A 24,463-nucleotide genomic window follows, 5' to 3' on the forward strand; every position below is an offset into this window, starting at 1 on the left:
CAGCGGCATACCGAGCGGTAGGGGTATGCCGCGACAAGTTACCGGCGGTACAACATAGGCTTCCCCCGTGGCTGAAGTACGCGAGTACCGCATGGAGGAGCTGGCCTCACAGGCCGGCATCACGGTGCGCACCCTGCGCTTCTACCGCGAGCGCGGGCTGATCCAGCCGCCTCGCCGGGAGGGCCGCATCGCCTGGTACGACGAACACCACCTGGCCAGACTGCGCACGATCGCGGCGCTCCTGGAGCGCGGGCACACCCTGAACGGGATAGCCGACCTCGCCACCGCCTTCGAGAGCGGACGCGACGTCGGGGAGGTGCTCGGCCTCGGCGAACCCACCGAGGAGACACCGGTGCGGCTGAGCCCCGAGGAACTCGCCGACTACTTCGAGGGCGAGGTCACCCCGGAGAATCTCGCGGCGGCCCTGGACCTCGGCTATCTCGCCACGGACGGCGACGAGATCGTCCACATCAGCCGCCGCCTGCTCGACGTGTCGGCGGCGCTCGTACGGGAGGGCGTACCACTGGCGGCGGTGCTGGACGCGGGCCGCCGGGTGCGGACGCACGCCGAGGCGCTGGCGGACCTGTTCGTCGAGGTCCTCAGTGCCCACACGGCCGCGTCGGACGTGGAGAAACTGCGCCCGCTGGCCAAGAGCGTGGTGGAGGCGGAACTGTCGATGGCCCTGGACCGGCGGCTGCGGGACACCTCGGGTCCGGCGGGGGACTGAGGCGGGGCGAGCAGGCCGATCCCGCCCGGCCCGAGCCCAGCCGCCTGAGCCGAGCCGGACCGACCCGAGCCGCCTGATCGCATCGGCCCCGATCCGCCTGAGCCGACCCGGGCGCGCCGAGGGGCCTGCCCCCGCTACCCGAGCGCCGACTCGTACGCCACACTCACCGGCGCATGGTCGCTCCACCGCTCCCCGTGCGACGACGCCCGCTCCACCCACGCCTTCACCGCCCGCCCCGCCAGCCCCGGCGTCGCCACCTGGTAGTCGATGCGCCAGCCGGAGTCGTTGTCGAACGCCCGCCCGCGGTAGGACCACCAGGTGTACGGCCCCTCCTGGTCGGGGTGCAGCGCCCGCATCACGTCCACGTACTCCACCTCGTCGAAGACACGGGACATCCAGGCCCGTTCCTCGGGCAGGAAGCCGGAGTTCTTCCGGTTGCCGCGCCAGTTCTTGAGGTCGGCCTCGCGGTGCGCGATGTTCCAGTCGCCGCACACGACGACCTCGCGCCCATCGGCCGCCGCCCGTTCCTTCAGGCCGGCCAGATACGGCAGGAACTCGTCCATGAAGCGGGTCTTCTCGTCCTGCTTCGCGGTCCCCACCTCGCCGGACGGCAGATAGAGGCTGGCGACCGTGACACCGGGCAGATCCGCCTCGACGTAGCGCCCGCTGCCATCGAACTCCTGCGACCCGAATCCGGTCCGCACCCGGTCCGGCTCCCGGCGCGTGTAGAGGGAGACGCCCGCGCGGCCCTTCGCGGCGGCCGGGGCGTGCACCGTGTACCAGCCGTCCGGCTGCCGCACCTCCTGCGGCAGCTGGTCCGGTTCGGCCCGCACTTCCTGCAGACAGATCACGTCGGCGGCGGTACCGGCCAGCCACTCCACGAAGCCTTTCCTGGCGGCGGCGCGGAGCCCATTCACATTCACGGAGGTCACGGTGAGCATCCGGGCACCTTACCCACGACCTCGAAACAGCTGCACGTACGCTCGATGCCATGCATGTGCGCCCGGTTGCCTTCGACCACCCCGATGCCGCCAAACTGAACGACCAGGTCCAGCTCGAGTACGCCGAGCGGTACGGGGACGAGGGTGATGTGACACCCCTCGACGCATCGATGTTCGCGCCGCCGCGCGGCTTGTATCTGATCGCGTACGACGACCGGGACAGCCCGGTCGCCACCGGCGGCTGGCGGTCCCAGGACGCCGCGGGCGGCGAGGGGTACGAGGACGGCGACGCCGAGCTCAAGCGGATGTTCGTGATCCGCGAGGCGCGCGGCCTGGGCCTCGCCCGCAGGATCCTCGCGGCCCTGGAGGCGGACGCACTGGCCGCCGGCCGGACCAGGATGGTGCTGGAGACGGGCACCGCGCAGCCCGAGGCGATCGCGCTCTACCTCTCCAGCGGCTACACCCCGGCGCCGCAGAAATTCGGCCACTACCGCGAGTACGACAGCAGCCGCTGCTTCGCCAAGGTCTTGTCGCGCTCCTGACAACGCACGCTTCCCGTGGCACTCTGCCTCACGCACGCCGATCCGCACCGGCTCATCCCCCACCCTGCCCGCGCGGCCTCACGCGCGGGCGCGGCAGAAGGAGACATGCGTGAGACGCCATCGCACCGCCGCCGGGATCCTGTTGGCCGTCGGCACCCTGCTCGCAGGCGCCCTCTCGGCCGCCACCGCGCACGCCGCCCCCTCCCCCACGCCCACCGCCTTCACCCAGCAGCACACAAAGGGCTTCTGGACCGCGGAGCGGATGCGCGGCGCCACACCGCTCGACCTGCTGCCGCGTGAGCGACGCGGCACGCTCACGGCCCCGGCGCCGGCGCCGGCGGGCACACCGACCGTGATCCCGCCGACCCTGCCGTCCGGCACGGCATCCGGCACATCCGTCCTGTCCTTCCCGCAGCCCGGCGGCCCCTGGACGAGCGGCGGCGCCGTCGTCAAAACGTCCGGCCGGGTCTTCTTCACCCTCCAGGGCCGGACGGCATCGTGCTCCGGCAACTCGGTCACCAGCCAGAACGGCGGCACGGTGATCACCGCGGGCCACTGCGTGAAGTACCAGGGCACGTGGCACACCAACTGGGTCTTCGTCCCCGGCTACGACAACGGCCAGGCGCCGTACGGCCAGTGGTCCGCCACCCAGACGTTCTCGACACCGCAGTGGGTGGCGCGCGAGGACATCAACTACGACGTGGGCGCGGCGGTCGTCGCCCCGCTGAACGGCAAGACACTCGCGGCGACGGTCGGCGCGCAGGGCCTGAACTTCAACGGCGGCTACAACAAGGCGATGTACGCCTTCGGCTTCCCGGCGGCGGCCCCGTACGACGGCAGCAAGCTGATCCACTGCAGTGGCAACTCCTCCCGCGACTTCCTCTTCTCGCAGGACCACAGCCTCGGCTGCAACATGACCGGCGGTTCCAGCGGCGGCCCCTGGTTCACGTCCTTCGACGAGGCCACCGGCACCGGACTCCAGGCGTCGGTGAACAGCTTCGGCTATGTCTTCCTGCCGAACCGGATGTTCGGCCCGTACTTCGGCAACGACGCCAAGGCCGTCTACGACAAGGCCCAGGTGGCCTGACGCGCACGAGCCCCTGCCGGAACTCCCGGCAGGGGCTCATCACATGGTGCGCCGCGTCAGGCGAGGGCGGCCTCGCCCGACGCCAGCGGCCACTCCCGGTTGAGGGTGCCGAGCGGGATGCGGTGCTGGAAGACGGGTGTGCCGAAGACGGACAGCTGGAGCTGGAGCCAGCCGCTGAGATCGACGCCGCCGTACAGCTTCCAGGATCCGACGACGGACCCGGGCGTCGCGGACGCGGCGGCCTCGCCGCGGAGATAGGGAGCGAGATCGGCGGTCACGCCGACCGCGCCGTACAGACCGATCGAGGCCTCGGCGCCGAGCGCGGCCTTGACCTTGCCCGCCGCGGTGACCTTCGCCCGCACCGGGGTCCCGGTCATGTCGGAGGTGCTGACCGGCTTCCAGCCCTCGGCCTTGGTGTAACCACCGCCGACGCGGAAGCCTCCCTCGAGATCCTGCGCGACCTCCACGCTGACGCTGCCGTCGGCGGCGACCTGGACGTAGACGGTGAGGTCGAGGTTCACCACGACCGGCACCGGACCGACCTGGATCACGGGGTCGGCGTGCAGCTTGGCGAAGGGGATCCGGACCGGCTCGTTGCCGGCCGTCAGCTTGCCCTTCAGCTCCCAGCCGGAGGTCCACCGCCCGCTCAGCCCGAGGAACGCGGAGTCCGGCGAGAGCACCGAGGACCCGTCGTAGGAGAACTCGACCTCGGGTGCCAGCTGCACATGGCCCGCGACCGAGGCCGCACCGGCGACGGGCGCGCCTTCGGTGACCGGGAGCGGTACGGAGGCCCCGACGTCGATGCGCAGGCTGCCGAGCGGCACCTTCGCGCCCTGCGGGCCGACGTGGACGTTGCCCTTCTTCGCCCACGAGACCTTGACGCCCTCGACGAGCGGCTCGACATCGACGGCAGCGGGGTCGACCGGGACCGTGCCCCGTGCGGTGTCGTCACCGAGCAGGGCGCCCAGTGTGGCCGGCTCCGTGGCGACCTCGGTCCCCCTGGAGGTCTTGCCGGCCACGTCGGTGACCTTGGCCAGCAGTCCGTCGGGAGCTCCCGGGGCGGGTCCGCTGGCGATGATGTCCCCGACTGCGGGGGCCTTCTCCGCGGGCTTCTGCGGCGATGCCCCGATGCCCTCCGTGGAGATGACGGCCCGCCGCTTCGTGCGGTCGTACGAGGCCACCTTCAGCGGGGACTTGCGGGCCTGCCCGTCCTTGCCGGAGCGGGCGGCGGCGGTGGGCCTGCCCTCCGGCGCCCCGGCGACGGCGAGCTTTCGCGACGGGCCGGTGTCGGGGGTGGGAGCGGTGGTGCTCGGTACGTCGGCGGCGGCCGGTGCCGTCGCCGTGGCGGCTGCCGAACAGCCGGTGGTCAGCAGGGATATGGAGGCCAGAGTCGCCAACAGGGCATGTCTGACAGACAGCTTGGGCACGTGGGAATCCTCGGAGCGTGTGGTGGGGGGTACGCGCAACAGGAAGGAACTCGCGAATACCGACGAGTAACAACCGGCCGTACGATCCCACACGCGCCGCAGCCACCGAGGACGTTCCCGCCAACCCCGTGGATGACCTCTGTCACACCCTCACCACGGGCACTCCCGCGCCCACATGACGCTGCGTCAGCGGGAGACCGGGCTCCCCTTCTCGTGCTCCCCCTCGGTGTCCACGTGCGGCAGGATCCGGTCCAGCCAGCGCGGCGTCCACCAGGCCGCGCTGCCCAGGAGCGTCATCACCGCGGGCACCAGCAGCAGCCGCACCACGGTCGCGTCGATGAGCACGCTCACCGCCAGCCCGAGGCCCATCATCTTGATCACGATGTTGTCGCTGACGATGAAGGCGGCGAAGACGCTCACCATGATCAGCGCCGCACAGGTGATCACCCGGGCCGTGATCTCCAGCGCGTGCGCGACGCTGGCCTTCGGGTCGCCCGTGCGCACCCAGGCCTCGTGGACGCGCGAGAGCAGGAAGATCTCGTAGTCCATGCTCAGGCCGAAGACGATCGCGAACATCATCATCGGCACATAGCTCTCGATGGGCACCGTGCCCGACACCCCGAGCGCCGGGCCGCCCCAGCCCCACTGGAAGACGGCCACGACCACGCCGTACGAGGCGGCGATGGACAGGACGTTCAGCACGGCCGCCTTGACCGCGACCAGCACTCCGCGGAAGACGATCAGGATGATGAGGAACGCGAGGGCGACCACCACGGCGATGATCACCGGCAGCCGGCTGGAGACGATGTCGAGGAAGTCGACCTGGGCGGCCGTCGTGCCGGCGACATAGCCCTTGGCGGAGGTGCCCGCGACCGCCTGGGGCAGGGCGTCGTCCACGAGGTGATTGGTCAGCTCGGTGGTCCGCTCGTCCTGCGGCGCTTGCGTCGAGTAGGCCGTGCCGACGAGTACGTCGCCGTCCTGCGTCGGCTTCAGCGGAGTGATCAGCGCGGCGTTCGGGACATCGGTGAGCGCCTTCTGGGCCTGGCTCGCGAGCGCCTGCCGGTCGGCCGCGGCGAGAGAGGTCTGGTCGATCACGATGGTGAGCGGCCCGTTGGAGCCCGGCCCGAAGGCGTCCGACATCAGGTCGAACGCCCGCCGGTCCGTGAACGACTTCGGATCCGCGCCGTCCCCGATGTGCCCGAGCTGGATGGAGAAGACCGGGATGGCGAGGACGACGATGGCGATCACTCCCCCGGCGAGGAACCACCAGGGCCGCCGTTCCACACGCATCGCGTACCGGTGCCAGGTACCGTGCGCCTCCTGGCCGGGCGCGGCTTCCGTCTCCGCGATCGGCTTGCGCACGTGGTACTTGTCGATCGCCCGCCCGAAGAGTCCCAGCAGTGCGGGCACCAGGGTGAGCGCGCCCAGGACGGCCGAGACGACGGTGACGGCGGCGGCCACCCCGAGCAGCGCGATGAAGCTGATCCCGGAGACCGACAGACCCGTCAGGGCGATGATGACCGTGCAGCCGGAGACGAGCACCGCTCGCCCACTGGTCGCGACCGCCCTGCCGGCCGAGGCGACCGGATCGACGCCGTCCATGAGGTTCTGCCGGTGCCGCGTGATCAGGAAGAGCGCGTAGTCGATCCCGACACCGATACCGATCATGGTGGCGAGCGTCGGCGAGACCGTGGCAAAGGTGAACGCGGCGGCGAGCAGCCCCAGCCCCGCGAGCCCGAAGATCACACTGACCAGGGCCGTGACCAGGGGCAGTACGGCGGCGAGCACGCTGCCGAACCCGATCAGCAGCACCACGATCGCGACCCCGAAGCCGATGAGCTCACTGGTGTGGTCATTGGCCTCGGGCCGTGCCAGCTCGCCGAGCTGCCCGCCGTACTCCACGTCCACCCCGGCGGCCCGCAGCGGCTCCACGGCCTCGTCGACACCGTCGAGGTACGACTCCTGGAGCGTCGAGGGCTGCACGGCGAAGCGGACGGTGATGTAGGCGGTCTCACCGTCCGTGGACAGCGGGCCGACGTTCGGCCCGGGCGGCGGAGGCGGTGGCGTGCTGCCCGCCGGGGGCAACGGGTTCTGGGCGGAGAGCACGTCCGGCAGCTTCTGCAGATTGCCGATCACCGTGGACATCTGCGAGCTGTAGGCGGTGAGCGGCTTCGAGGAGTCGTGCAGCACGATCTGGCTGCTGTACCCGCCGGCCGCGGGGTCGTGCGCCTTCAGTACGTCCAGCCCTTCCGTCGACTGGACACCCGGCAGCGCGAAGTTGTCGGAGTAGTCCCCGCCGTAGGCGTGGTTGAGCACCTGAAGCCCCGCCAGACCGACCAGCCAGATCACGATCACCCAGACACAGCGCCGAGCACACCATTCACCGAGCCGACGCAGCATGGCTTCTCCCGACCGAGCGAGACCAATGGGACATCAGGCATTAAATAGCCGATTCCGCCGAGAGTGTGGGCGCAACGACGGGGCCTCGCCGGATCGTGACGACCGGCTTCGGGCCGCTCAGACGGTCGCAGGACAGGGGAAATTCAGGAGTGATGGACAGAATTGTGCATTTTGTGCCAGGAACGTGGAACCCGATGGATGAAGCGGTCCCCTGGCTGCTCATGAGCGGAGAGTGCCATGGATACGGTGTGGTTGATCGTCATCATCGTGGTTGCTGTGATCGTCGTCGCGCTGCTCGCCATGACCGCGCAGCAGACCACGCGACGCCGACGCCTCCAGGAGCGTTTCGGCCCCGAGTACGACCGCGCGGTGCAGGACGGCGAGAGCCGTCGCGAGGCCGAGCGCGACCTCGCCGCGCGGGAACAGCGGCATGAGGATCTGCAGATCAGAGCGCTGCCGCCCACGACCCGGGACCGGTACGCGCGGGAGTGGACCGCGGTCCAGGAACGGTTTGTGGACAGTCCCGACCAGGCGGTGGGCGAGGCCGACCGGCTGGTGATCCTGCTGATGGGGGAACGCGGATACCCGACCGAGGGCTACGAGCAGCAGACGCGCGACCTGTCGGTCGATCACGCCCGCACGCTGGAGCACTACCGGACCGCCCATGAGATCAACAGCCGTGTCGGCGTCGGAAACACCTCCACCGAAGAGCTACGGAGCGCGATGGTCCACTACCGCGCGTTGTTCGACGAGCTGTTGCGGGACGAGACCGACAGCTCACCCGACACCGGCCGACGACAGCCGTGAGCAAGGGAGAGTGACATGCAGCGAGAAGGCGGACTCGGGCGAGAGAATCCCGGTCGTTTCGCACCGGGCGAGGAGAAGCTGTCCACCGAGGACATCGCCAGGACGGACACGGAGCCGGCGGAGCCGCCCCGGCTCGCGGCGCCCTCCGCACCGGTGAGTCCCCCGGCGAAGACGGCGATGCCGCCCCGGCGCAAGGAGATGACCGACGCGGCGCCTGCGGAACCCGGCGAGCGCGCTACCCCGGCCACGGAAGACATCAGGCCGTCGGCGACCGAGAAGACCTCGCACAAGACGGACACCCCGAGCCACGACGAAGAAGCCGTTCCGCTGCTGGACTCCGGCACGGAAGGGGACATGCGCTCCCGCTGGAGCGACATCCAGCAGGGCTTCGTCGACGACCCCCAGGCGGCCGTACGCTCCGCGGACGCGCTGGTCGCCGAGGTCATGCAACTGCTCGCCACGACCTTCGCCGAGCACAAGGAAGGTCTGGAGAAGCAGTGGCACCAGGGCAACGAGGTCGCCACCGAGGACCTGCGGATCGCGCTGCGCCAGTACCGGTCCTTCTTCGACCGGCTGCTGACGACCTGATCCGGCCGCGTGGGGACCGGGCAGGACCACAGGCCGCCGGGCGGACACCAGTTGAGGCCGGTGGGTGGCTTCACCGCCGGACAACAAGAGAGAGCCTCTGTCGGATCTCTCCGACAGAGGCTCTCAGCTGCGGTGGACCTGTGGGGATTTGAACCCCAGACCCCCTCGATGCGAACGAGGTGCGCTACCAGACTGCGCCACAGGCCCTTGCAACGAAGGAAACTCTAGCATCCCCATCGGGGTGCTTGGAAATCCGTTCCTTCGCTGGTCACGAGGGTCACTCGTTGGCGGCGCGGGGCCGGTCCTCGTCCGCGTACTGGTCGAACAGCGGGGTGCGGCCGCGGTCGCGCGAGGAGCGGCGGGGCTGCGGTGCGCGGCGGCTCGGGGCAGCCGGCTCGGCCTCCTCGGCCTGGTCGGCCGCCGGCTCCGCCGTCGAGGAGCGGGCGGAGCTCCAGGTCTCCGGGTCGCTCATGTCCACGCCGCTCGTCGCCCGCGGGGCGACGGGTGCGGTGACATACGTCGGCAGGGGCACCGGGACCGGGTCCCAGCTGTCGCCCGTCGCCGGGCCGCGGTCGCGCTGCTGGCTCACCCACTCCGCGTGATCGGTCTGCTCGACCAGCGCCCGGCGGCCCGCCTCCTGCGGCGAGAGCCTGGCGGCGTCGGGCTCCGGGCGGGCTTCGGGCTCCTCGTCCGGCTCGGCGGAGGAGGCTGCCGCGGCCTGGTGCCGGCGGGGCCGGTTCTCCCGAAGCCGCTGCGCGGCGATCTCCGCACGGCGCCGGTCCATGACCACCACGAAGCGCCGCCGCTCCTGCGCGCGCAGATGCATGATGTACGCGCTGAGAAGGACGGCGGGAACACCGGGCGCCCACAGGAAGCCGAGTCCGCCGACCGCCGCCACCACCGCGCCCACCGTGAAGGCCAGGAACAGCATCACGGTGGTGCGTCTGCGACGGGCGAGCACCTTGCTCCGCCGCGCGCGCTCGGCGGCCGGGCCGCTCTGGCGCGGACGGGCACGGGGTGCGGGGACCGGGATCCGGGCTTCGGTGCGGGGCGCGGCGAAGGCCCGGACGTCCACGGAACTCATCGGGTCCGTGGCGACATCCGGGTCCGCGTCGGGTTCGTTGCGCCCTTCGCCCGGCCGCCTTGCCTCATCGGCGTCGCCGTGTGACGGCTCCGCCGATTCGGCGGTGCGTTCCCGCAGCTCCCTGGCGTACCGGCGCTCCATCGCCCCGCGTCCGGACAGCAGCCGGATGGCGGTGGAGAAGCGTTCCGTCGGACGGGCTTCGTTCAGCTCGTCCTGCCTGCGGAGCCACATCGGCACCAAGTAGGCGGCCCAGGCCCCGACGATGACTGCGTAGATGAGGCCGCTGCTGCTCACGCATCACACCGTAGAGGGATTCGCGCAAGGGCATCCGCCAATTGGCCCGGTGTGTCGCACGATCCGGCTGATATCACTGACTTTTTTTGCGATTGTTCAGATCAACGCATGGTCGGTGCCGATCAATTTCGAACGTTTATTTTATTTCTCGTGGTGTTCCCGGTCGCGCCCGGTGCCAGCGGCGGAGCAGTCCGTCAGGGACCTCCTCGGCCGTGAGCGCGAAGACCAGATGGTCCCGCCACGCACCGTCGATGTGCAGATATCGGGGGCGCAGACCCTCTTCCCGGAAACCGAGTTTCTCCACGACGCGGCGGCTCGGCGCGTTCTCCGGCCGAATGCACACTTCCATCCGGTGCAGCCCGACCGAGCGGAAGCAGTGATCCACCGCGAGCGCCACCGCGGTCGGCATCACCCCGCGTCCGGCCACCTCGCGGTCGACCCAGTACCCGACATGGCCCGAGCACATCGAACCCCAGGTGATGCCGGCGACCGTCAACTGGCCGACCAGCCTGCCCTGGTACTCGATGACGAACGGCAGCATCCGGCCCGCGTTGGCCTCCGCCCGCAGATGCCGGACCATCTGCCGGTACGTGGGGCGCTGCGTGAGCGGTGCGCCGGGCCCGGGCGGCGGGATCGTCGCCTCCCACGGCCGCAGCCAGTCACGGTTGCGGCGGTTGACCTCGCGCCAGCTCCGCTGGTCGCGCAGCTTTATCGGGCGGAGGACGATGTCGCCGTCCGCCAGGATGACCGGCCAGGGCGCGTTCAGGTCGGGCTCCCCGAACTCGGATGGTCCCCGCCGCGGAGCTGGTCGACGGCGTGCGGCAGCAGCGGCTCCAGCACCGCGATCCCGTCCCTCACCCCGCCGGTCGAGCCGGGCAGATTGACGATCAGGGTGCGGCCCGCGACACCGGCGAGGCCGCGGGAGAGGGCCGCCGTCGGCACCTTCTCGCGCCCGTACGCGCGGATCGCCTCCGCGATGCCGGGGACCTCGTGATCGATGACGGACCGGGTGACGTCGGGGGTGCGGTCGGTCGGCGAGATGCCGGTGCCGCCGGTGGTGAGGATGACGTCGTAGCCGGCGGCGACACCCTCGCGCAGGGCCCGCTCGACCGGCTCGCCGTCCGGGACCACACGCGGACCGTCGACCCGGAAGCCGAGCGCGGTCAGCCCCTCGACGAGCACGGGGCCGCCCCTGTCCTCGTAGATCCCGGCGGAGGCGCGGTTGGACGCGGTGATCACCAGGGCGCGGCGGACCGCGTCCGGGCCGGGGCCGTGACTGTGGCTGTGCACCTCTCCGGCGCGTGCCGCCCGGATCACGGCCGGCTCCAGTCGCCGGACTTGCCGCCGGTCTTCTCCTCCACCCGGACGTCCGTGATCACGGCCGCCTTGTCCACGGCCTTGACCATGTCGACGACCGTGAGCGCGGCGACCGAGACGGCGGTCAGCGCCTCCATCTCGACGCCCGTGCGGTCGGTGGTCCTGACCGTCGCGAGGATCTCGACGGCGTCGTCGGCGACGGCCAGGTCGAGCGTGACGCCGGAGAGGGCCAGCGGGTGGCAGAGCGGGATCAGCTCGGGGGTGCGCTTGGCGCCCATGATCCCGGCGATACGCGCCGTCGCCAGCGCGTCCCCCTTGGGGACGCCTTCACCCCGGAGCAGTTCCACGACGCGTGGGGAGACCAGGACCCGGCCGCTGGCCCGGGCGGTGCGTGCGGTGACGTCCTTCTCGGAGACGTCGACCATACGGGCCGCCCCCGCCTTGTCGATGTGCGTCAGCCTGCCTTGGGTACTCATGTCGGTGCGCTGCTCCCGTCCGGGCCCTCAGGGCCTGTGTGGGCAGACACGGTACCGCCACGGTAAGCAGGTCAGCCGAGGAGGACCACCTCGACGTCCGCGCCGGGCTGGACCGAGGTGTCCTGTTCCGGGACCACGATCAGGCAGTCGGCGTGCGCGAGGGCGGCGATCAGATGGGAACCGGAACCCCCCACGGGAGTGACGGCGCCCGAGCCGGAGTCGTACGCACCCCGCAGGAACTGGCGCCTGCCGGACGGTGAGGTGAGTGCCTTGTCGGCCTTCAGGGTCGCGCGGGTCGTCGGCCGCCGGACGTCCGGCAGGCCCATCAGGCGCCGGATCGCCGGGCGGACGAACAGCTCGAAGGAGACGTACGAGGAGACCGGGTTGCCCGGCAGCGCGAGCAGCGGGGTGTGCTCGGGGCCGATCGTGCCGAAGCCCTGCGGCTTCCCGGGCTGCATGGCGAGCTTGCGGAAGTCGATGCCGCTGCCCGGGACGTCCTCGTCGCCCACCGAGGACAGGGCTTCCTTGACCACGTCGTACGCGCCGACGCTGACGCCGCCCGTCGTGACCAGCAGGTCCGCGCGGATCAGCTGGTCCTCGATGGTGGCGCGCAGGGTCTCGGCGTCGTCCGTGACCGCGCCCACCCGGTAGGAGATCGCGCCGGCGTCCCGCGCGGCCGCGGCGAGCGCGAAGCTGTTGGAGTCGTAGATCTGGCCCTCGCCCAACACCTCGCCGGGCTGGACCAGTTCGCTGCCGGTGGAGAGCACGACGACACGCGCACGCGGTCGGACCCGCACGGTGCCGCGGCCGATCGCGGCGAGCAGGCCGATCTGCGGCGGGCCGAGCACCGTGCCCGCCGCGAGGGCGAGGTCACCGGCCTGGACGTCGCTGCCGCGGGAGCGGACATGGGCGCCGGCCTCGGCGGCCCGGTGGACCCGGACCTCACCGCTCGCGCCCTCGGGGGACTCGCCCGCCGGGCGCATCGTGGTGGCCGCTCCCCCGCCGGTGCCGCCGTCGGTCCACTCGACCGGGACGACGGCCTCCGCGCCCGGCGGCAGCGGTGCACCCGTCATGATCCGCGCGGCCTGGCCGGGGCCGACCGTCGGCAGCCCGCCGCTGCCGGCCGCCACATCGCCGATCACCGTGAGGAGGGCGGGGAACTCCTCGGTGGCGCCCCGCACATCGGCCGTACGGACGGCGTACCCGTCCATGGAGCTGTTGTCGAACGGCGGCAGGGCGACCGGGACCGTGACGTCCTCGACGAGGACACAGCCCTGGGCGTCCGGCAGTTGCAGCTCGATCGGGTCGAGCGGGCGGATCGCTGCGAGGATGTCCTCGAGGTGGTCGTCCACCGACCAGGTCGTGCTGCTCACCGTGTTACATCTCCTCGGTCACAAAACTGCGGAGCCAGGTCCGGAACTCGGGTCCCAGGTCTTCACGTTCGCACGCCAGTCTGACAATGGCCCGCAGATAGTCGCCGCGATCGCCGGTGTCGTAACGGCGGCCCTGGAAAACGACGCCGTGCACCGGGCCGCCGATCGTCTCGTCCTCGGCGAGCTTCTCCAGGGCGTCGGTCAGCTGGATCTCGTTGGCGCGGCCGGGTGCGGTCTCCCGCAGTATGTCGAAGACGGCCGGGTCCAGGACGTACCGGCCGATGATGGCGAGGTTCGACGGGGCCTCGGACGCCTCGGGCTTCTCGACCAGCTTGGTCACCTTGACCACGTCGTCCTCGCCGGTGGCCACCACGGCCGCACAGCCGTACATGTGGATCTGGGCGGGGTCGACCTCCATGAGGGCGATCACGCTGCCGCCCTCCCGCTCCTGGATCTCGACCATGCGGGCGAGCAGCGGGTCGCGCGGGTCGATGAGGTCGTCGCCGAGGAGGACGGCGAAGGGCTGGTCGCCGACGTGCGGCGCCGCGCACAGGACGGCGTGACCGAGGCCGCGTGGATCGCCCTGGCGCACATAGTGCATGGTGGCCAGGTCGCTGGACTCCTGGACCTTCTTCAGCCGGCTCTCGTCGCCCTTGCGGGTGAGCGCCTGCTCCAGCTCGTAGTTCCGGTCGAAGTGGTCCTCCAGCGGCCGCTTGTTCCGGCCCGTGATCATCAGCACGTCGGAGAGACCGGCGGAGACCGCCTCCTCGACGACGTACTGGATCGCGGGCTTGTCGACGACAGGCAGCATCTCCTTGGGAGTGGCCTTCGTGGCGGGCAGGAACCGCGTGCCGAGACCGGCGGCCGGGATGACAGCCTTGCTGATCCTGGGCTTCGGAGGAGTCATGCGCTGCACAATAACCGGTGAGTATGGGCTGAAGATGAGCCTCCGGTTAACTTCCTTCTCATAAAGACGTATACGAGAGGTTTGTGAAGTCACCATGTGCAGTGACTTGTCCGGAAAGAGTGCGGTTCGCCGTGAACTCCTGGACGCACGCGGCCTCCTGTCCCCCGAGGACGTCCGCGCCGCCGCCGCCGTCCTCGCACGACAGGCGCTCGCCCTGCCCGAACTGGCCGAGGCGGCCACGGTCGCCGCGTACGTCTCGGTCGGCCGCGAACCGGGCACCCGCGCGCTGCTCGACGCCCTGCGCGCCCGCGGCGTACGCGTGTTGCTGCCCGTCCTGCTGCCGGACAACGACCTGGACTGGGCCGTGTACGAAGGCGTCGAGCAGCTGGTGCGCGCGAGGCGCGGGCTGCTGGAGCCGGACGGGGCGCGGCTCGGACCGGACGCCGTGCTGGAGGCCGACGCCGTGCTCCTTCCCGGGCTCGCCGTGGACGCACAGGGGATGCGGCTCGGCCGCGGGGGCGGCTCCTACGACCGGGTGCTCGCCCGGCTCGCGGCGGCCGGCGCCGATCCCGCGCTGGTGGTGCTGCTGTACGCGGACGAGGTGGTCGCGCACGTTCCGCGGGAACCGCACGACCACCCCGTCCATGCCGTCGTCACACCCGATGCCGTCAGGCGTTTCGGGGAATGAGCTTCAGGGTGTCCACCGTCTTCGCGGACACCGCCTGCTCGCTGAAGGACCAGTCGAGCAGTTCGCCGTCGGCCCACTTGTCCGTCTGATCGGTGTAATGCGCGCTGTAGGCGTGTCCGGAGGCGCCGGTCAGATTGATCCAGCCCGACTTGTCCCAGTCCCCGACGGTGACGACCATCCGCATCGACGGCACCCAGACCACGTCGTAGCCGCCCGCCGCGTTCCAGCCGGTGGCGTTGACCGCTGCCTCGCCGCCGCCCAGGTTCCACGGGCCGCGGTTGAGCACGAACTGGAGGAAGCCGGGGCCCTCGGTGCCGAGCGTCTGGTTCTTCAGCGTCAGCTGGTGCAGACGGCCCCAGCTCCAGCGGGAGGCGTCCTTGCCCAGCTCGGCCGTCAGCTCCCAGCGGGCGTCGTCCATCGCCCGGGCGAGCAGCTCGTCACGGGTGTCGGTCGGCTTCTCCGTACGGTTGCCCGGCGAGTGCCACCACGGGTTCTGCTCGTCCTTGAGTATCCGGCGCACCACCTCGAACCAGCGGTCGCCGCCGTCCGGCTGCGCGGTGTCCGTGTCGCGCTGGCCGCACTCGCGCACCCGCTCGGTGAGCTCGTCCTCGGGCGCCGTGCTGTCGGCGGGCAGGACGTTCAGGCACTGGCCCTCGACGCGCAGCTCCTTGGGCAGCTTGTTGCCGAAGGCGAGCTTGAGGACATTGCGCCAGACCGCGTTGAAGTAGGCGGCGGCACCGGAGTCGGGCTCCTGGGTGTAGCGCCAGCCCTCCAGCAGCTTCTGCGCCTCACGGACGTAGGGGTCCGAGATGTCGATCTTCAGCAGATACGGCGTCAGCAGCTCGGCGATCTCGCTGCTGTTGTCCATCTGCATCGTGCGCATGTCTTCGGTGGAGATCTTGCCGCCGCCCTGAATCTTCGTCTCGATGAGGTCGTTGATCCGCTGGCTGCGGGCGCCGTAGCCGTAGTCCTCGGTCAGCAGGTAGGGGTACTTCTCGGAGTCGATCACCGCCTGGTTCGCGGTGACGATGTAGCCGCGATCCGGGTTCTCCTCGAACGGCAGCTCGTCGAAGGGGATGTAGCCCTTCCACTTGTACGCCGGGTCCCAGCCCGGAGCGGGCACCGAGCCGTCGCCCTTGGCGCGGATCGGGATACTGCCGGGCGCCTGGTAGCCGATGGTGCCGGCGGAGTCCGCGTAGACGAGGTTCTGCGAGGGGACCTCGAATTTCTTGGCCGCCGCACGGAAGGTCTTGAAGTCCTTGGCGCGGTTCAGCTCGAACACCGCATCCATCGACCTGCCCGGCTGGAGCGCTGTCCACTGGAGTGCCACGCCGTAGCCGGTGGCGCGGTCGGGAGCGTTGGTGACCGGCGCCTGCTGGCCGACCTTCTCCAGTTCGGTGCTGCGGTCGGAGACCAGCGGGCCGTGACCGGTGGAGCGGACGGTGATCGTCTTGCTCTTGCCCCCGGCGACCTTGATGACCTCCTTGCGGGTGGTCAGCTTCTTCTGCTGGTTGCCGACCTGGTAGCTGTCGCCGCTGATCTTCTCGAGGTAGAGGTCGGTGACGTCCGCGCCGAGGTTGGTGAAGCCCCAGGCGACGTTCTGGTTGTGACCGATGATCACGCCCGGCGTACCGGAGAAGGTGTATCCCGCGGTGTCGTACTGGCAGGAGGCCGAGATCTTCCGGCAGTGCAGGCCCATCTGGTACCAGAGCGAGGGCAGCTGGGGCGCCAGGTGCGGATCGTTGGCCAGCATCGGCTTGCCGGTCGTCGTGTACTTGGAGGAGACGACCCAGGAGTTGGAACCGATGCCGCTGCCGTTCGGGCCGAGCAGCTCCGGGATGGTCTCGAGGGTCTTCGAGAGCGCCGAGAGCTGGGAGTTCAGGCCCTGCGCGGCGTCGGCCGCGCTGCCACCGCCGCCGTTGTTCAGACCGCTGCCGGTGCCCTGACCGGTGCCGTTGCCCGAACCGTTCCCGGTGCCGTCACCCGTGCCGTTGTCACCGTCGGAGGACCCGTCCGACTCGCCGGAGGGCTTGGCCTCGGGATCGAACTTGCCCGTGACCGGGTCGATGCCGCCCTTGTCCACGATCGGCTTGTTCCGGTCGTACGGATAGTCCGGATACAGATCCTTGATCTGCTTCTGGTCGAGCCGGCTCGTCAGCAGCGAGCGGTCGATCTCCTCCTGCATGTTGCCGCGCAGGTCCCACGCCATCGCCTTGAGCCAGGCCACCGAGTCGACCGGCGTCCAGGGCTCGGGCTTGTAGTCGTTGGTGAAGGACAGGGCGGCGTACTCGACGGAGAGTTCCTTGCCGTCCTTGCCCTTCAGATAGGCGTTGACGCCGTCGGCGTAAGCCTGGAGGAACTTCTTCGTCTGCGGCGACAGGATCCTGTCGTACTCCTGCTGCGCGACCTCGCGCCAGCCGAGCGTGCGCAGGAAGGAGTCCGTGTCGACCTGCCCGGAGCCGAACATCTCCGAGAGCCGGCCCGCGGTCATGTGGCGGCGGACGTCCATCTCCCAGAACCTGTCCTGCGCCTGGACGAAGCCCTGGGCGCGGAAGAGGTCCTCGTCGGTGTCCGCATAGATCTGCGGGATGCCGAAGTCGTCGCGTTTGACGTCGACCTGGCCACTGAGACCGTCGATTTCTATCGACCCGGTCGTCTGCGGGAACGAGGCGCGCACCGTACTGATGCTCCAGTACGTGCCGAACCCGATACCCGCCAGAAGCGCCAGCACCAGGACGATCACGAGCAGGCGGGCGCGTCGCCCCTTCTTCTTCTTGGGGGAAGAGGCGGTTGTGTTGGCGGGCATCGCTGTCCTTCGAGGCGCAGGCTGATCCTGGGAGTGCTGGAGCAACCATAGGCGCAGCGTCGAGGCGGTCCGGACGCGGTATCCGTAAGCAGGCCAACGGACCGATCCCTCGAACAGGTGATCCAGGGCGTCAAGAAAACGTTAAAGATTAGGTAAGGTAACGAAGTGTCGCCTGCTGGAGGAGCGCTCCGGCACGTAGGCGCGAGGGGAAGGATCGGCCACTGACTGTCCACCAGCTCAACGAACTCCTGCTCATCTGCTCGCTGATCCTGCTCTTCGCCGTGGCTGCGGTCCGCGTCTCCTCGCGCAGCGGGCTCCCCAGCCTGCTGCTGTATCTCGGGATCGGCGTCGCCATCGGGCAGGACGGCATCTTCGACGTCACCTTCAACGACGCCGAACTGACGCAGGTGATCGGCTATGCCGCGCTCGTGGTGATCCTGGCCGAGGGCGGTCTGGGCACCAAGTGGCAGGAGGTCAAACCCGCGTTGCCCGCGGCGGTCGCACTGTCGACCGTCGGCGTCGCGGTGAGCGTGGGCGTCACCGCCGCCGGAGCGCACTATCTCGTCGGCCTGGAATGGCGGCAGGCGCTCATCATCGGCGCGGTGGTCTCCTCGACGGACGCCGCGGCCGTCTTCTCCGTCCTGCGCAAGGTCCCGCTGCCCTCCCGGGTGACGGGTGTGCTGGAGGCCGAATCCGGCTTCAACGACGCCCCCGTGGTGATCCTGGTGGTCGCGTTCTCCGCGGCCGGTCCGGTGGACGACTGGTACGTCCTCGTCGGCAAGATCGCGCTGGAGCTGGCGATCGGCGCGGCCATCGGCCTGGCGGCGGGCTGGCTGGGAGCGTTCGGACTGCGGCATGTGGCGCTGCCCGCGTCGGGTCTGTACCCGATCGCGGTGATGGCGATCGCGGTGGTCGCGTACGCGGCCGGCGCCATGGCCCACGGCAGTGGATTCCTCGCCGTCTATCTGGCCTCGATGGTCCTCGGGAACGCGAAACTGCCGCACTCGCCGGCCAACCGCGGCTTCGCCGAGGGCCTCGGCTGGATCGCCCAGATCGGCATGTTCGTCCTGCTGGGCCTGCTGGTCACCCCGCACGAACTGATCGACGACTTCTGGCCGGCCGTCGTGGTCGGCCTGGTGCTGACCATGGTGGCGCGACCGGTGTCGGTCATGATCAGCCTGCTGCCGTTCCGCATCCCCCGCCAGGAACAGGTGCTGCTGTCCTGGGCGGGACTGCGCGGCGCCGTGCCCATCATCATCGCCACCATCCCGATGGTGGCGGCCGTGCAGGGCAGCGACCGGATCTTCAACATCGTCTTCGTGCTGGTCGTCGTCTACACCCTGATCCAGGGGCCGACGCTGCCGTGGCTCGCGAAGTGGCTGAAACTCGGCTCCACGGACGCCGCCGACCTGGGAGTCGAATCGGCGCCCCTGGAGCGGCTGCGCGGACATCTGCTCTCGGTGTCGATCCCGGACGAGTCGAAGATGCACGGCGTGGAGGTCGGGGAGCTGCGGCTGCCGGCGGGCTCCGCGGTGACCCTGGTCGTGCGGGAGGGCAAGAGCTTCGTACCGCTGCCCTCGACCGTGCTGCGGCGGCGCGACGAGCTGCTGGTCGTGGCGACGGATCCGGTCCGGGACGCGGCCGAGCGACGCCTGCGGGCGGTCGCCCAGGGCGGCAAGCTCGCGGGGTGGCTGGGGACGGGCGGGCTCAGCTGACGGGCGGGGGCGGGGGCTCTTGTTCGGGGGCGGGTGCGGGCGGGGTGCTCGGGGGCGGGTGCTTGGGGCATCGGGTCCTTGTCGGGCGGCGGGTGCCTGGGGCGCGGGTTCTTGAGCCTCGGGTCCTTGTCCGGCGGCGGGTCCGGGGGCCCTCCGGGCTCGACTCCTCGGGGTCGGCGGCCTACAGCTGCGATGCATTGCGTACCCGGGTCCTGCCGCCGATCCCCTGCGGGGACGACCCTGCACGCCCCCTCCCGAGCGATCGAGGACGCGACCCGTTGTAGTGCGGGCACACGCGAAGGCGTGCCGGTTCGGGCAGCGGATACCCCCGATTAATCCCAGGTGTACATCCGGGAGTGTGGCGCATTTCCCAGGCGCGGCAGCCCCCAGCACCTGTACCATGAAGGCACACTTGATCGACCAACTCTGCCTGACGCAGAGCTGGCGCGACCGTATGGCGGCCGGCGTGCCCCTTCCATGGGCCCCGGCATCTACCGCAGTTCCGCGCAAGAGGACAGCTCTCGGCGGCTCCCGTACATCCAGGGGAGCGCTACCAGGCGGCAGAAAGGCACGGACCGTGGCATCCACGGTCACCACCGGCAAGCGCCCGGGCTACGGGCAGCTGCTGCGCACTCCCGGCGTCTGGACCTTCCTGCTCCCCGGCTTCGCCGCGCGACAGCCCTTCGCGATGCTGACCATCGGCATCGTCCTGCTGGTCCAGCACACGACCGGTTCGTACGGCAGCGCCGGAGCCGTCGCCGCCGTCACCGGTGTCTCCATGGCGCTGTTCGCGCCGCAGAGCGGCAAACTCGCCGACCGTTTCGGCCAGCGCGCCGTCCTGCTGCCGGGCGTCCTGGTGCACGCCGCGTCCGTCGCGGCCCTCACCTCTCTCGCGCTGGCGGACGCTCCCCTGTGGGCGCTGTTCGCCGCCGCCGTGCCGGCCGGCGCCTCGGTGCCGCAGATCGGCCCGATGGTGCGTGCCCGCTGGGCCGCCAAGCTCGAACGTTCGCCGCTGATGCCGACGGCCGCGGCCTTCGAGTCCGTCACCGACGAGTTCACCTTCGTCGTCGGACCGGTCCTCGCGACCGCGCTCTGCACCGGCGTCCACCCGGCGGCCGGCCTGATCGCGGAAGCCGCGCTGACCCTGGCCGGCGGCCTGCTCTTCGCGGCCCAGAGCCGTACGCAGCCGGCCGTCCGTCCCCTCACCGCGGACTCCGCACCGCACGTCTCCGCACTCTCCGTGCCGGGCGTACGGGTCCTCGCGGTGGCCTTCCTCGGCATCGGGTCCGTCTTCGGCGGCATGCAGGTCTCGCTGACGGCCTTCTCCGAGGAGATCGGCAACCCCGGCGCGAACGGACTGCTGTACGGCGTCTTCGCGGCCGGCAACATGCTCGCCGGCATCGCCTGCGGCGCGATCGCCTGGAAGAGCAGCCCGCGCCGCCGCATGATCATCGGCTACACCGGGCTCACCCTGGCAGCCTCTCTCCTCTGGTCGGTCCACTCGGTGGCCCTGCTCGGCGGACTCGGGCTGATCGTCGGCCTCTGCATCGCTCCGGCGCTGATCAGCGGCTACACGCTGGTGGAACCGCTGGTCCCGGCAACGGCCCGGACCGAGGCCTTCACCTGGCTCACCGGCGCGGTGGCCCTCGGCCAGGCGGCGGCCGTCACGGTGGCCGGACAACTGGCCGACGCGCACGGCGCAAGCGCCGGATTCGTGGTCCCGCTGGCGGGCACCGCACTCGCCCTCGTCACCCTGCTGGCCCTGCGTTCACGGCTCGCGCCGAGGAACCCGGGACGCATCATGGCGCGTGGCGTCGGTCACCGAGTGCCGGTGGCGGTGGACTGATCCAGCGGAATACGTCACTATGGACCGTCGTTAGCACTCATTGAGTGAGAGTGCCAGGAGGAAGACCAGTGCCGACCTACCAGTACCAGTGCACCGAATGCGGCGAGGGCCTCGAGGCGGTGCAGAAGTTCACCGATGACGCCCTGACCGTGTGCCCCAACTGCGAGGGACGCCTCAAGAAGGTGTTCTCAGCCGTCGGCATTGTCTTCAAGGGTTCGGGCTTCTACCGCAACGACAGCCGCGGCTCGTCGTCGTCCAGCAGCTCGCCGTCGACGTCGTCCTCGTCGACGGGCACGAAGACCTCGGAGTCGAAGACATCCGACTCGAAGACGGCGTCGTCTTCGTCGTCGTCGTCTTCGTCCGGCTCTTCCAGCAGCTCGAGCTCTTCGTCGAGCTCCGGCAGCTCGGCCGCCTGACCCACTGATTTCGTTCCGAGGACCCCGTCGTTCCCTACGGCGGGGTCCTCGGCGTATCCGGGTTTCCCTGCGTTTCCCTGCGTTTCCTGAGCCGCGTGGGTTTCGCTGTGTCCCTGCGTTTCCCTGCGGCGGGTGCGTCGGGGTCATCGGGGGTCCTGCGCCGGTGTCCACGGGGTTTGGCCTACGGCCCTGCCGTAGGTCCTCTGCCGCGTCGATAGTGTGATCGGTATGGCGAACGCGAACGCAGAGATCGGCGTGATCGGCGGCTCCGGCTTCTACTCCTTCCTGGAGGACGTGACCGAGGTCCAGATCGACACCCCGTACGGCAGTCCGAGCGACTCTCTCTTCCTCGGTGAGGTGGCCGGCCGGAAGGTCGCCTTCCTGCCCCGGCACGGACGCGGGCACCACCTCCCGCCGCACCGCATCAACTACCGCGCGAATCTGTGGGCCCTGCGCTCGGTCGGCGCACGGCAGGTGCTCGGCCCGTGCGCGGTGGGCGGGCTGCACCCGGCCTACGGGCCCGGCACGCTGCTCGTCCCGGACCAGCTCGTGGACCGGACGAAGGCTCGCGAGCAGACGTACTTCGACGGGCTCCCGCTGCCCGACGGGAGCATCCCCAACGTCGTGCACACGACCTTTGCCGACCCCTACTGCCCCTCGGGGCGTGCGGTCGCCCTCAAGGCGGCGCGCGGCCGCGAGTGGGAGCCGGTGGACGGCGGAACGCTCGTGGTCATCGAGGGACCGCGCTTCTCCACGCGTGCGGAGTCGAAGTGGTTCGCGTCAGCGGGCTGGTCGGTGGTGGGCATGACCGGACACCCGGAGGCCGTCCTCGCCCGTGAACTGGGGCTCTGCTACACGTCGTTGACGCTGGTCACAGACCTGGACGCGGGCGCCGAGACCGGGGAGGGCGTCTCCCACACCGAGGTGCTGCGGGTCTTCGGCGAGAACGTGGGGCGGCTGCGCGAGGTGCTCTTCGACGCGGTGGGCGCGCTGCCGGCGAACGAGGACCGGGACTGCCTGTGCACGCACGCGCACGACGGCTGGGACCTGGGGATCGAACTGCCCTGAGGGGGGCGGCGGTTGACGCGCCGGGATTGACGCGCCGGGGGCGGTTCGCCGGCGTGAAGGTGGCTGGGGTGAGGGTGGCCGGGGTGGGTCGCCTGCCGGGGTGGTTCGCCCGCGTGGGTCGCCTGCCGGGGTGAGGGAGTTGTCCACATGCGGTGGACCGTCCACAGGCCCCGGCGGGAGACGGGTGAGAGGTGGATCGTGAGGACCGTTCGGTCCTTCGACTCCCCTTCTCACGACAGGTGGTACGTGCCATGTCGCTCCTTCCTCCCTCTTCCGCGCCCGCTCCCACCGGCGTTCCGCCGTTCGCTCCGCTGCGCGTGCGCGGCGGAGCACATCGGCTGCGGCGGGCGATGCGTCGCCGCCGAAGGGCGCTCGCGGCCGGTCTCGCCCTGACGGCGGCGGCCCTTGCGGCATCGGGCGCCCGGGGAGCGGACGCGCCCGGTGGCGAGGCCCATGCGGCCGCTCCGCCGCGAGCTCCGAGGCCCGCCGCCGAGATGGTGTCCGCCCCTGTTCGGATCGCGGATGCGGCGACCGTGCGGCTTCTGCGGCCGGGTGACCGGGTGGATGTGATCGCCGCACCCAACTCCCCCGCGGGGCAGGGGACACCGGATGCCCGAGTCGTCGCCACCGGCGCCCGGGTGGCCGACGTACCGGGCCCGGCGGACTCCGCCACCGACAGCGGCGCCCTGGTCGTCCTGTCCGTTCCACGGGCCACCGCCGCCCGGCTCGCCGGCGCGGGCACGACCTCACGTCTGGCGGTGACGGTGTGCTGACCCCGACGCGACCCACCTCGACACAACCAGCATGGGCACCCCTGCCGATCATCAGTCGCACTGGCGTGCCGTCAGGTCACCTCCCCTCCCCCGGCGATTGGACAGTACGACCGGGCGCTGTCGTAGGTTGCGGAGGGCTTGTTTCGGTGACCTGCACATGCGAAGAAGGGTTCATTGGTGAGCGAGAAGAAGGTCAGTGTCCTGGAGGGCTTCAAGGCCTTCCTGATGCGCGGCAATGTCATCGACCTGGCCGTCGCGGTCGTCATCGGTGCGGCATTCACCCAGATCGTGAACGCCGTGGTGAAGGGCGTCATCAATCCGCTGGTCGGCGCGTTCGGCACCAAGAACCTCGACTCCTACAGCTCCTGCCTCAAGGGAACCTGCCGGGAGGTGAACGGCGAGATCGACGGCATCAAGATCATGTGGGGTTCCGTCCTCGGCGCGACGCTCACCTTCCTGATCACGGCCGCCGTCGTCTACTTCCTGATGGTGCTGCCGATGGCCCGGTACCTGGCCAGGAAGGCGGAGCGGGACGCGGCGAAGGAAGGCGCGAAGGAGATCGTCGAGCTGAGCGAGCTGGAGGTGCTCAAGGAGATCCGCGACGTCGTCGTGGCTCAGTCGCAGCGCGGTTCGGGGCACGACCGCCCCTGAGGCCGGTCCGCACGCCGGGGCTGCCGGCCGGCTCGCGCCGGCTCGGAGGGGGTGGGCCCCGACGGGACGGGCTCGGACGGGGAGGGCTCGGAAGTGGCGGGGCTCAGATGTGGTGGGGCGGCTTCTCGTCGAGGAAGCGCGCCAGATCATCGGCGCTCCCACCGCTCGCGGAGGGCCGCTCGCCCCACCCGCGGTCCGTATCGTCCGAGGACTGCTGGTCCAGCGGATCGTCGAAGTCGATCCTCGGCTTCGGGGGCTGCTGCCGGGGCTGCTTCGCGTCTCGCGGTCCGGGGGCGGGGGCGGCACTCATGCCTCCAGGGTACGGCGACGGCCCGCCCCCTCCTCGCGGCCGAGGCCCGGCCCGCGACCACGACCCACGCCCGGTCCGTGGTCGCGACCCGAACAGCACGATCCGGCCGGGCCCGGCCCGGTCTCCCGGCCTCGATCCAGCCCCCGCGCGCTGCCCGGGCAGCGTACGGGCCGACGGGGATCGGCCCGCATCCCTGGCCGCACCCGGGTCCGCCCCTCGC

General features: G+C 70.6%; 23 protein-coding genes and 1 tRNA gene. 12 read left to right on the forward strand and 12 right to left on the reverse strand.

Annotation, left to right across the window (positions count from 1 at the left end; translation table 11 throughout):
- The first annotated feature begins 91 nt into the window (after positions 1-91).
- Positions 92-727, forward strand: a complete 636-nt coding sequence (locus tag ACQPWZ_RS15330; protein ID WP_433573825.1) for a MerR family transcriptional regulator — start codon at positions 92-94, stop codon at positions 725-727.
- A gap of 134 nt (positions 728-861) precedes the next feature.
- On the opposite strand, the gene ACQPWZ_RS15335 is transcribed toward ACQPWZ_RS15330, so the two are convergent.
- Positions 862-1,668 carry an exodeoxyribonuclease III gene (locus tag ACQPWZ_RS15335; RefSeq protein WP_405570396.1) on the reverse strand — a complete coding sequence of 269 codons (807 nt, stop codon included), beginning with the start codon at positions 1,666-1,668 and terminating at the stop codon, positions 862-864.
- A gap of 50 nt (positions 1,669-1,718) precedes the next feature.
- Here ACQPWZ_RS15335 and ACQPWZ_RS15340 point away from each other — a divergent pair, with 50 nt between their 5' ends.
- Both ACQPWZ_RS15340 and ACQPWZ_RS15345 read left to right on the forward strand, forming a co-directional pair.
- Complete coding sequence (locus tag ACQPWZ_RS15340; protein ID WP_340473624.1) at positions 1,719-2,210, forward strand: GNAT family N-acetyltransferase; 492 nt, start codon at positions 1,719-1,721, stop codon at positions 2,208-2,210.
- 109 nt (positions 2,211-2,319) lie between these two features.
- Positions 2,320-3,297 (forward strand): trypsin-like serine peptidase, encoded by a 978-nt coding sequence (locus ACQPWZ_RS15345; protein WP_433571615.1) that lies wholly within the window; start codon positions 2,320-2,322, stop codon positions 3,295-3,297.
- 56 nt (positions 3,298-3,353) lie between these two features.
- On the opposite strand, the gene ACQPWZ_RS15350 is transcribed toward ACQPWZ_RS15345, so the two are convergent.
- A complete protein-coding gene (locus ACQPWZ_RS15350; RefSeq protein WP_433571616.1) occupies positions 3,354-4,724 on the reverse strand; it encodes a hypothetical protein in 1,371 nt (456 codons plus the stop codon).
- A 186-nt stretch (positions 4,725-4,910) separates the two neighbouring features.
- Positions 4,911-7,124 (reverse strand): MMPL family transporter, encoded by a 2,214-nt coding sequence (locus tag ACQPWZ_RS15355; protein WP_433571617.1) that lies wholly within the window; start codon positions 7,122-7,124, stop codon positions 4,911-4,913.
- Positions 7,125-7,361: 237 nt separating this feature from the next.
- On the opposite strand from ACQPWZ_RS15355, the gene ACQPWZ_RS15360 reads away from it, so the two are divergent.
- Both ACQPWZ_RS15360 and ACQPWZ_RS15365 read left to right on the forward strand, forming a co-directional pair.
- Positions 7,362-7,931 carry a hypothetical protein gene (locus tag ACQPWZ_RS15360; protein ID WP_433571618.1) on the forward strand — a complete coding sequence of 190 codons (570 nt, stop codon included), beginning with the start codon at positions 7,362-7,364 and terminating at the stop codon, positions 7,929-7,931.
- Between the two features lie 15 nt (positions 7,932-7,946).
- Positions 7,947-8,519: a hypothetical protein gene (locus ACQPWZ_RS15365; protein ID WP_433571619.1), complete on the forward strand. Its 573-nt coding sequence runs from the start codon at positions 7,947-7,949 to the stop codon at positions 8,517-8,519.
- A 133-nt stretch (positions 8,520-8,652) separates the two neighbouring features.
- Here the strand turns inward: ACQPWZ_RS15365 and ACQPWZ_RS15370 are convergent.
- From ACQPWZ_RS15370 to galU, 7 genes are all read right to left on the reverse strand, one after another.
- A tRNA-Ala gene (locus tag ACQPWZ_RS15370) sits at positions 8,653-8,726 on the reverse strand.
- Between the two features lie 70 nt (positions 8,727-8,796).
- Complete coding sequence (sepX, locus tag ACQPWZ_RS15375; protein WP_383234589.1) at positions 8,797-9,897, reverse strand: divisome protein SepX/GlpR; 1,101 nt, start codon at positions 9,895-9,897, stop codon at positions 8,797-8,799.
- Positions 9,898-10,033: 136 nt separating this feature from the next.
- Entirely contained in the window at positions 10,034-10,663 is a 630-nt protein-coding gene (locus tag ACQPWZ_RS15380) for a GNAT family N-acetyltransferase (protein ID WP_340477884.1), read from the reverse strand.
- The gene (locus tag ACQPWZ_RS15385) at positions 10,660-11,187 is read right to left on the reverse strand and encodes a MogA/MoaB family molybdenum cofactor biosynthesis protein (RefSeq protein ID WP_433573826.1); all 528 of its coding nucleotides are present in this window, start codon (positions 11,185-11,187) and stop codon (positions 10,660-10,662) included. The genes ACQPWZ_RS15380 and ACQPWZ_RS15385 overlap by 4 nt, the downstream gene beginning before the upstream one ends.
- Positions 11,188-11,210: 23 nt before the next feature.
- On the reverse strand, positions 11,211-11,690 hold the full coding sequence (moaC, locus tag ACQPWZ_RS15390) for a cyclic pyranopterin monophosphate synthase MoaC (RefSeq protein ID WP_433571620.1): 480 nt from the start codon (positions 11,688-11,690) through the stop codon (positions 11,211-11,213).
- Positions 11,691-11,761: 71 nt separating this feature from the next.
- Positions 11,762-13,063 (reverse strand): molybdotransferase-like divisome protein Glp, encoded by a 1,302-nt coding sequence (gene glp, locus ACQPWZ_RS15395; protein WP_356705714.1) that lies wholly within the window; start codon positions 13,061-13,063, stop codon positions 11,762-11,764.
- Between the two features lie 4 nt (positions 13,064-13,067).
- On the reverse strand, positions 13,068-13,970 hold the full coding sequence (gene galU / locus ACQPWZ_RS15400; protein ID WP_340473633.1) for a UTP--glucose-1-phosphate uridylyltransferase GalU: 903 nt from the start codon (positions 13,968-13,970) through the stop codon (positions 13,068-13,070).
- A 94-nt stretch (positions 13,971-14,064) separates the two neighbouring features.
- Between galU and ACQPWZ_RS15405 the strand changes: the two genes are divergently transcribed.
- Entirely contained in the window at positions 14,065-14,658 is a 594-nt protein-coding gene (locus tag ACQPWZ_RS15405; RefSeq protein ID WP_433571621.1) for a 5-formyltetrahydrofolate cyclo-ligase, read from the forward strand.
- On the opposite strand, the gene ACQPWZ_RS15410 is transcribed toward ACQPWZ_RS15405, so the two are convergent.
- Positions 14,639-17,464, reverse strand: a complete 2,826-nt coding sequence (locus ACQPWZ_RS15410) for a penicillin acylase family protein (protein ID WP_433571622.1) — start codon at positions 17,462-17,464, stop codon at positions 14,639-14,641. The genes ACQPWZ_RS15405 and ACQPWZ_RS15410 overlap by 20 nt on opposite strands.
- Before the next feature lie 266 nt (positions 17,465-17,730).
- On the opposite strand from ACQPWZ_RS15410, the gene ACQPWZ_RS15415 reads away from it, so the two are divergent.
- The 6 genes from ACQPWZ_RS15415 to mscL all read left to right on the forward strand — a co-directional run bounded on the left by ACQPWZ_RS15415 (position 17,731) and on the right by mscL (position 23,933).
- The gene (locus tag ACQPWZ_RS15415) at positions 17,731-19,179 is read left to right on the forward strand and encodes a potassium/proton antiporter (protein ID WP_383234617.1); all 1,449 of its coding nucleotides are present in this window, start codon (positions 17,731-17,733) and stop codon (positions 19,177-19,179) included.
- A 577-nt stretch (positions 19,180-19,756) separates the two neighbouring features.
- The gene (locus ACQPWZ_RS15420; protein WP_405570414.1) at positions 19,757-21,025 is read left to right on the forward strand and encodes an MFS transporter; all 1,269 of its coding nucleotides are present in this window, start codon (positions 19,757-19,759) and stop codon (positions 21,023-21,025) included.
- Between the two features lie 68 nt (positions 21,026-21,093).
- On the forward strand, positions 21,094-21,441 hold the full coding sequence (locus ACQPWZ_RS15425) for an FmdB family zinc ribbon protein (RefSeq protein WP_433571623.1): 348 nt from the start codon (positions 21,094-21,096) through the stop codon (positions 21,439-21,441).
- Positions 21,442-21,669: 228 nt separating this feature from the next.
- Positions 21,670-22,509 carry an S-methyl-5'-thioadenosine phosphorylase gene (locus ACQPWZ_RS15430; protein ID WP_433571624.1) on the forward strand — a complete coding sequence of 280 codons (840 nt, stop codon included), beginning with the start codon at positions 21,670-21,672 and terminating at the stop codon, positions 22,507-22,509.
- Between the two features lie 251 nt (positions 22,510-22,760).
- Positions 22,761-23,282 carry an RcpC/CpaB family pilus assembly protein gene (locus tag ACQPWZ_RS15435; protein WP_405570423.1) on the forward strand — a complete coding sequence of 174 codons (522 nt, stop codon included), beginning with the start codon at positions 22,761-22,763 and terminating at the stop codon, positions 23,280-23,282.
- Positions 23,283-23,459: 177 nt separating this feature from the next.
- Positions 23,460-23,933 carry a large conductance mechanosensitive channel protein MscL gene (gene mscL / locus ACQPWZ_RS15440; RefSeq protein ID WP_340473640.1) on the forward strand — a complete coding sequence of 158 codons (474 nt, stop codon included), beginning with the start codon at positions 23,460-23,462 and terminating at the stop codon, positions 23,931-23,933.
- Positions 23,934-24,036: 103 nt separating this feature from the next.
- Here the strand turns inward: mscL and ACQPWZ_RS15445 are convergent, their stop codons facing one another.
- Entirely contained in the window at positions 24,037-24,243 is a 207-nt protein-coding gene (locus ACQPWZ_RS15445) for a hypothetical protein (protein ID WP_313945796.1), read from the reverse strand.
- Positions 24,244-24,463 lie beyond the last annotated feature (220 nt).

The sequence above is a fragment of the Streptomyces sp. CA-251247 genome, from assembly GCF_050952975.1.
In the GTDB taxonomy this organism is placed as follows: domain Bacteria; phylum Actinomycetota; class Actinomycetes; order Streptomycetales; family Streptomycetaceae; genus Streptomyces; species Streptomyces achmelvichensis.

What these genes read in the sequence shown, in the direction of transcription:
- ACQPWZ_RS15365 (WP_433571619.1), top strand. Translation starts at nt 7,947, where the DNA reads ATGCAGCGAGAAGGCGGACTCGGGCGAGAGAATCCCGGTCGTTTCGCA.
- ACQPWZ_RS15340 (WP_340473624.1), top strand. Translation starts at nt 1,719, where the DNA reads ATGCATGTGCGCCCGGTTGCCTTCGACCACCCCGATGCCGCCAAACTG.
- ACQPWZ_RS15410 (WP_433571622.1), bottom strand. Translation starts at nt 17,464, where the DNA reads ATGCCCGCCAACACAACCGCCTCTTCCCCCAAGAAGAAGAAGGGGCGA.
- ACQPWZ_RS15430 (WP_433571624.1), top strand. Translation starts at nt 21,670, where the DNA reads ATGGCGAACGCGAACGCAGAGATCGGCGTGATCGGCGGCTCCGGCTTC.
- ACQPWZ_RS15330 (WP_433573825.1), top strand. Translation starts at nt 92, where the DNA reads ATGGAGGAGCTGGCCTCACAGGCCGGCATCACGGTGCGCACCCTGCGC.
- galU (WP_340473633.1), bottom strand. Translation starts at nt 13,970, where the DNA reads ATGACTCCTCCGAAGCCCAGGATCAGCAAGGCTGTCATCCCGGCCGCC.
- moaC (WP_433571620.1), bottom strand. Translation starts at nt 11,690, where the DNA reads ATGAGTACCCAAGGCAGGCTGACGCACATCGACAAGGCGGGGGCGGCC.
- ACQPWZ_RS15335 (WP_405570396.1), bottom strand. Translation starts at nt 1,668, where the DNA reads ATGCTCACCGTGACCTCCGTGAATGTGAATGGGCTCCGCGCCGCCGCC.
- ACQPWZ_RS15405 (WP_433571621.1), top strand. Translation starts at nt 14,065, where the DNA reads ATGTGCAGTGACTTGTCCGGAAAGAGTGCGGTTCGCCGTGAACTCCTG.
- ACQPWZ_RS15445 (WP_313945796.1), bottom strand. Translation starts at nt 24,243, where the DNA reads ATGAGTGCCGCCCCCGCCCCCGGACCGCGAGACGCGAAGCAGCCCCGG.
- ACQPWZ_RS15435 (WP_405570423.1), top strand. Translation starts at nt 22,761, where the DNA reads ATGTCGCTCCTTCCTCCCTCTTCCGCGCCCGCTCCCACCGGCGTTCCG.
- ACQPWZ_RS15360 (WP_433571618.1), top strand. Translation starts at nt 7,362, where the DNA reads ATGGATACGGTGTGGTTGATCGTCATCATCGTGGTTGCTGTGATCGTC.
- ACQPWZ_RS15355 (WP_433571617.1), bottom strand. Translation starts at nt 7,124, where the DNA reads ATGCTGCGTCGGCTCGGTGAATGGTGTGCTCGGCGCTGTGTCTGGGTG.